The organism is Actinotignum urematis, assembly GCF_051264595.1.
GTDB classification, from domain to species: domain Bacteria; phylum Actinomycetota; class Actinomycetes; order Actinomycetales; family Actinomycetaceae; genus Actinotignum; species Actinotignum timonense_A.
Map to the genome: position 1 here is coordinate 1 of NZ_JBOZBG010000032.1, position 2,426 is coordinate 2,426.

Below are 2,426 nucleotides of genomic sequence, written 5' to 3' on the forward strand. Positions count from 1 at the left end.
TAGTGCCAGTAGGAAGATCCGGATTCTTCTTCTCAACAGCCTTCTTGACCTGCTCGCGTTCGGGATCGGTCAGCTTAGTGACATCGACAACTCCGGTGAGCTCGGGGTCGTTGATCTTGATCTTCTCGTTGTCCTTGAGCTGGCGAACCGTCTTGTCCGGAGTGATCGTGGTCGTCGACTTGTCCGGGAAGGTCACGGTGACCGTGCCGTTTTCGGAGACGGTGATCGTGGTTCCTTCGGGGAGGTTCGGGTTCTCCTTTTCAACAGCCTTCTTGACCTGCTCGCGTTCGGGATCGGTCAGTTTATTGACATCAACAACTCCAGTGAGCTCAGGATCCTTGAGGGTGATCTTCTCATTGTCCTTGAGCTTACGAACCGTCTTGTCCGGAGTGAAGGTAGTTGAGGAACCGTCCTTGTAGGTCACGGTCGCAGTTCCATTGTCGGAGACAGTGATCTCAGCATCCGTAGGCAGATCCGGGTTCTTGGCCTTGATGGCATCGCTAACCTTGGTCTTTTCCTCGGGCGTGAGTTTATTGAGGTCAACGACTCCGGTGATATCGGGATCCTTCAAGGTAATCTTCTCTGCCATCTTCGGCTTGGTGACAGCGATCTTGAAGGGAACCTTCACCGGATCGGGCTGGCCGGGAATCGTCACGAGCACAGTGCCCGTCACATCGCCCGTCTCCTTATCCTCGGGGATCTGGTAGGTAATCTTGCCGTCGTTGCCAACGGTGAGTCCAGCAGGAGCTTCGCCGTCGACCTTAAACGTGGAACCGTCCGGGAAAGTGAAGCCTTCCGGCGTGGAGATCGGAACCTCAACCGTGGAACCGGACTTGCCACTGGAATCCGGATACGACGGCGTGACGAGCGGCGCCTTGAAGGTCTTCGTGCCGAGGTCCTTGCCGTTGCGGTTGAAGACAATCGTGACATTGCCTTCCTTGTCCACGGTGACTTTGTCCGTGTCCTTGAGCTGGTTGAGTTCCTTGACCTTAGCGTTGATGGCATCCTGTTCGCCGGGCGTCAGGTTATTCGGGTCGGATACTGCTGTCTCGGAAATCTTGGACGTGTAGTAAATGATGGTAGCGGTCAGCTCCGGGGAGACCGCACCAAGGTCGGTTGTGAGCGTGCCGGGGAATTCCTGGGTGCCGGGTTCGTGACTGATCCCGGGAACCTCAATATTCTTGGTGATTTTGCCCTTGACCTCGTTGTGAACATCCTGCTTAGAAAGTCCCGCGTCGTCGCCGTACTTAAGAATTCCGAGCTTGCCGTAATCCACATCGATAAGCCCCTTCACATCCTCAGGGGTGAAAGGCGCATCGGTATCCAGGCTGCGGATGAGAGTGTCCTGCTTCGTAGGGAGAACGCGGACCTTGAACAGGTTCGAGAAGGACTGGGTGTAGCGCATATCGTGGGCTTTGTCCGTGCGGATTCCGATAAAACGCTTACCGCCAATCGAGTTGGAGATACCAGCGTCATACTGACCGGAGATAACGGCGGTATTGCCGGCGAGCTTGAGGTCGAACCCGGAAAGCTGTTTCGCGGCTGACCACGCCTCGCCCTGGCCCGGGGCGTTAGTTCCCCAGAGCTTACCCTTGCTGTAGTCATCGGCTTTCAGCGTAACTGTTACCGGAGGAACGGGAGTGGACTTCAGTTTGTTCTGGTTTGTATTCGTGGACGGATCCAAGAAGACCAGAATATTGGGAACCTTCCCGATAGCGCTCACGGATTCGCTGCTGGGAACGACGACGCTAAACCCGTCTTCACCGGCTTTGTTTGTGATAGTGAGCTTTCCTTGATCATCCACGGTGACTTGATCACGGGTGAGACCGAGAGCAGGGTTGTTCTTGAGGAAAGCGTCAACGATCTTTGCCTGCTGATCCGCGGACAGGGTGTAGCTATTCGGGTCAGCAACAGTTACTTTGCCCGCGTTATGGGTGCTTTGATTTTGAGGGGCGCCCTTTTGGGGATCCGGGTTTTCCTCCCGGAACGCGAAAGGTGGAGCGTAGTAGAAAACCTTGACGTTGTAAGTGTCGAAGGTGTCCGGAGTCCCCTTCTTGGCCACGATAACCGGTACGTCCTTAACGCGATCTTTACGCTTCGGGCCGTACGAATTGGCGTTGGCCTCACTGAGGTTCTTTACCGTGAACTCATACTCATCGGGATTCAGGTTGTTCTTGGTGAGCTGAGCCTTGACGGAGTCAATCACCTCAGCCTCGGTCAGTCCATTGACTAAGAAGAAGTTCTTTGCGATGGCGCCGCCGAACTTTGCGGAGTTGGCTTGTTCGGCGCTGGAAGCTCCCGTGGGGGAAGCTGGATCGGCGAGCGCGGGTGTGCCGCCGAAGAATATAACCTGACTTGGCTCATTTTGGCGTGATGTGATTCATATTGACGTTGTGGCCTGGGGTTTTGTCTCGTTGGTGGGTGAA

General features: G+C 55.2%; 1 protein-coding gene. It reads right to left on the minus strand.

Annotated elements, in window-relative coordinates:
- Positions 1–2,206, minus strand: a 2,206-nt coding sequence (locus ACRQDJ_RS09200) for a MiiA motif-containing surface protein (protein WP_435718004.1), incomplete at its 3' end; no start/stop codon positions are given.
- Positions 2,207–2,426 lie beyond the last annotated feature (220 nt).